At 63.8% G+C, this 4,384-nt stretch carries 5 protein-coding genes; 2 read left to right on the forward strand and 3 right to left on the reverse strand.

Annotated features, from left to right (window positions below; translation table 11 throughout):
- The 3 genes from VLR48_RS07375 to VLR48_RS07385 form a co-directional block, all read right to left on the reverse strand.
- The coding region (locus VLR48_RS07375) for a CRISPR-associated endonuclease Cas3'' (RefSeq protein WP_325291161.1) at positions 1-1,070 on the reverse strand (1,070 nt) is incomplete at its 3' end.
- A gap of 323 nt (positions 1,071-1,393) precedes the next feature.
- Positions 1,394-1,639, reverse strand: a complete 246-nt coding sequence (locus VLR48_RS07380) for a UPF0175 family protein (protein ID WP_325291162.1) — start codon at positions 1,637-1,639, stop codon at positions 1,394-1,396.
- 197 nt (positions 1,640-1,836) lie between these two features.
- On the reverse strand, positions 1,837-2,760 hold the full coding sequence (locus tag VLR48_RS07385) for a DUF4351 domain-containing protein (RefSeq protein WP_325291163.1): 924 nt from the start codon (positions 2,758-2,760) through the stop codon (positions 1,837-1,839).
- A 286-nt stretch (positions 2,761-3,046) separates the two neighbouring features.
- On the opposite strand from VLR48_RS07385, the gene VLR48_RS07390 reads away from it, so the two are divergent.
- On the forward strand, positions 3,047-3,613 hold the full coding sequence (locus tag VLR48_RS07390) for a GNAT family protein (protein ID WP_325291164.1): 567 nt from the start codon (positions 3,047-3,049) through the stop codon (positions 3,611-3,613).
- Positions 3,610-4,384: FimV/HubP family polar landmark protein (locus tag VLR48_RS07395; RefSeq protein ID WP_325291165.1), on the forward strand; the 775-nt coding region annotated here is incomplete at its 3' end. The genes VLR48_RS07390 and VLR48_RS07395, both read left to right, overlap by 4 nt.

Here is a 4,384-nt window from a genome sequence, read left to right on the forward strand (position 1 = left end):
CCTTGCCAGGTCTCTTGGCCATGACCGGTATGCCGTTTCCGCAATCGGTCGAACATGGCGTCCGCCGTGGCCATTGTCGGCAGGGCGAAATAGAGGCCGCGACCCCGGCCTTCGGACATGAGACGCGCGGCCAGCGTGAGCCCGGCTTCGGTCTTGCCGCCGCCTGTCAGCTCTTCCAGAATGAAGAGCTGTGGCCCCGGTGCAATCGTGACGGAATCCGCCCAGGTCTGGAGTGGTGTGAGCGCGGAAGAAAGACGTGGAAACAAGCCAGCGAAAGTGGTCTGTTTGGCTGGAGACGACCCGAGCAAACCGCTCTCGTGGACCGCCTGTTCGGCAGTCGGGAGCGCGACGGTTTGCCAGTAGTCTTCCAGACTCCGTTCCGGGTTCTGATAGCGGAACCATCGGGTATTCGACCCGAGCCAGTCGCTGCCGACGGCGAATCCGGCAACCAACCACGAGGCTTGCTGTTGTCGTTCGGCTCCGCCGGGCGCCGGTTCGGGCAGGCACCAGCCAATAGGGAGCAACAATTGCCTCGCATCTTCGACGAATTGCCGAACATCGGCGAGCACATCCGGGCGGAACTGGCGTTTGAGAATCGCCTGCGTCGGCAGATTTTTCGGAGGGCGGCCATGATGCCCCGCGACAGCCGCCAGCCAGGGTCGCAGTAGATCGCTTTCCAGCTCATCGCTTGCATCACGCCCAAGCCAGCCGGGCAGCGATTCCATGCCCAAGGCATAGCCCAGCGTGTCATGGCGCACGTCGTAAGCAACTTGGGCAGCTTGCCCTTGAAGCTCGCCTTGCAGATCAGGCCGCAACGCCTGAAAGCCATCCCCGAATTTGCCGATGTCGTGGATGGCGAGGAGAAACGCCAGCCATTGCGACAGGACGCCGGGATCGAGGCCGGACAGGTCAGCTATTTTTTCCAGCCAGGCCGGCTGATGCCGCAGAAGCACCTGTCCGCAGGCGGCCACGTCCAGACAGTGGTAGACCAGGGGATGCCACTTCGGCTCTCCGTCGAAACTCCGGTCCGCTTTCCCCCAATACCGAAAATAGGTGTCTGAGGATTCCATCGGCAGCACTCCCTACTGTTACGCCGGGTCAGATTACCCCTGCACAGGCTCATTTCGTGAGCCTGCCGCGTCAATTTTCCTTTTTTTGGAACTGTAATAGGTCTCCGGCAGGCGGGGGACGACCCATGTGGGTCGAAAGGCCCCGTGCGGTCATTCTATGGTACCTGACGAAGCCGAGATGCCAAATGCCGTTCCGGCTCGGATCTTATCGAAGGCGCCTGACTCAACCGGTGCATCGCGATGACGGGATCCTGCGTGCGTCGACCGGTGGGTCGCCGATGTGGGACAGGTCGATCAATGGATCGGTATCCGCGACGATCGCTTCAGCCGAAGGTTTCAAGCTCCTGCTCCAATTCACCGTGACGTGGACGGGCGACGGGGATCTTCAGGCGGTTCAGGATCTCCATAAACTCGGCGGAATCCATCTCGGCGAGCTTCGCCGCTTGCCCGAAGGAGATCGCTTCCTCGTCGAACAGTCGCGTCGCGAGGGTTGTCGCCAGTCCACCGAGGAGGAGGGACTCATCGAAAGGGATTGCAAGAAAGATCGGTTCTCCATCCTTGGTCACCACGGACAGTCGTCCGGACTTGGCTTCGCGGACGAGATCACCGGAATGCTTCCTGAGATCTCTGATCGAAAATGTCTGCATGCCTTATACGGACCCACTATCCGGAGACGATCCGGGTTGCACTCGGACGAACGCGTTCGCGTTGCGATTGCCGCGGCTTTACGACGATCGGGATCGGCGCCGGCACGGCGAACCGCCGGTCAACAGGCGTCGTCGAGAACCTCGGCCAGCGTCACGGCGGTCAGCACTCGCTCGGACCAGCGCAGCAGGGTATCGGCGTCGGCGCTCTCGATGCGTTGCTGCACGGTGTCGGGTAATTCACCGAAACGCAACCGCAGGAGGGACAGGAGCATCCGGGCTTCACCGCGCTGCACGCCTTGCTCGATGCCCTTCTCGATCCCTTGCTCGATGCCTTGCTCGATACCTTGCTCGATGAAGCGTTTGGCAAATCCGCTCATGTCGGCCGCCTCTTGGGGATAGCGTTGGGTGTATAGAATGCGTTCATTCTCATCCAGAGCGGCGTAGATGTCGATAAAGTCGAGATATTTCAAACACCGCTCAGGATCGGGCTCGAATTCGCGCAGGCCGCGCACGGCCGAGGCGTACACCTCGAGCTTGTCCTCCGGGGCGTAGGCCATGTTGGGCAGATTCAACCGCGCCGCTAAATTGCGGCTGTCCAGGTGCTCGCGGGCGCGCAGCGCGAAGAGGGCGCAGTCCAGACAGTGAAAGTCCAGATAGGCGGTGCTCTCGCTGCCGAGACGCAGACGCGTGGCGTAGCTCCCGGGATGCAGAAAAATGACTACCGGAACCACCCGGTCGGTCCCGCACAGATCGGCCAGATCCAGACAGTAATGCGCCAAGCGATGGATCGAGAAGCGCTTGGGCTCGGTTTCTTCCTCGAACACGAACAGCAGGGCGGCACGCCGCCCATCCGGCCATTCCACCAGCAAAGGGACGTCGAGCTCGCGAAAGCGCTCGCCCAAGCGTTCCTTGAGCTGTTCCTCGCGGATCGGCAGGATACGTGCGCCGGGATCGATGGCCCGGGACTCGACCGCGGCGAAGAAGGCGATCGACTCGCGCGGGTAGTCGACAATCAGGTTCTTGAAGTTTTGGTCGTGGCTCATGGGTCGACAGGGGCCTGGACAGCGAATGGCGTAGGGCCGAGTCTATTGTTACACGTTTCGCGTTCTCTAGCCGGTATCGAGCCGCACGGATGACGGTTGTCGGTCGGGAGCCTCGCCACGTCATTGCCCGAAAGGTCCGTGGAGAGCGTCCAGCACGAGTGAACGCATGCGGAAGGTCGGATGCTTTCGGTCATGGTCGGCATCGTCACCGGTGCCCGGAATTCGTGCGTCGCCCCGAGCGGCGTAGACTTGCGAGCGTGATCCTTCACCGTCCCGGGAGGCATCGATGCTCGGAGAGTTGCCGGAGCCGCTGAGAGGAGAGGGGGTCTGTTTAAGGCCATTCGTCCCCACCGACGCCGCGGCATTCGCCCGCGCGGCGCGCGAGTCCGCGAGCTCGGTCGGGCGCTGGATGTCCTGGTGCCATGAGGATTTCAGTATCGGCGAGGCGCGTGCCTGGTTCGCGATCTGCGCAGCGGAGCTTGCGGCCTGCTCGGCGGTGGAGCTGGGGATCTTCGCGGAGGAGGGCGGCGAGATGCTCGGGGGCATCGGGCTGAATCATCTCATCGCCGAGCACAAGCTGTGCAATCTGGGGTATTGGGTGCGCGCGTTGCGGCAGCGGGAGGGGATTGCGACACGCGCGGTGCGCACGATGGCGGGATTCGGCTTTGCGGAGCTGGGGTTGATGCGGATCGAGATCGTCGTTGCCGAGGGGAATGTGTCGAGTGCCGGCGTTGCGCGCAAGGTGGGCGCGCTGTACGAGGGGTTGGCACGTAACCGCCTCGTCGTCGGCGGTGTCTCGGTTCCGGCCTGGATATTTTCGATGGTGCCGGATTCAGTGGGTCTCTCGAGATGACCGATAGGGTCCGTCGCACGTCGGTCGTGGTTCTGGCCCTCTGGTTCGCGGCTGCGGCCCTGCCACTGTGGGCGGTAGAGGATGTCGGTCCGATCCGCTCGGGCGACTCTCTCTGGAAGATCGCCGATCGGATCGCGACCGAGGTGGGGTTCAGCCGCGATCAGGTGATGCTCGCCCTGCTGGAGGCGAACCCGGACGCCTTCTCGCTTGCGTGCAACGTCAACGGGGTCTTGCGTGTCGGCGCCGTGTTGCGTGTGCCGTCGCCCGAATCCATGGGTGCGCTGGATGCGGCGACGGCTCGGCGGGGCATCGAGCGTCAGGCGCGCGAGTGGGCGGAGCATCGCCGCAGCGGACGGGCGCTGATGTGTCCGGCGGTGGTCGAGCAACCCGCGCCGGAGTCGGCTGCACCTGTGTTCGTGGATGGTCCGAGACAGGCAGAGGTGGCGCCCTCGCTCGACCCCGACCAACCCAGCGACGAGAACTGCCCTTGCCCGTCGGATCAGGCTGGATCGGCGCCAGCGGTTGTCGGCGAGCCCGTCCGCATCGCACGCGAGGAGGCGCCTTCGCACTTGCCGGATGGACCGCTGGCGCCGTTCTGGCTTCTCGTCCCACTCGCGCTGGGGTTGTTGGCGACGTCGCTGGTCCGACGCAAGCCACGCTCGGCAGAACTGTTGCCCGAGCAATCCGGCGCGGCGGCCATCGCGGGCGCCGGCTCTCCCGGCGACGCAGCGGCCCTGTCGCACCGGCGTGCACCCTTCCTGCTGGCCTTGA

This window comes from Thiocapsa sp. (genome assembly GCF_035467215.1).
Taxonomy (GTDB): Bacteria; Pseudomonadota; Gammaproteobacteria; order Chromatiales; family Chromatiaceae; genus Thiocapsa.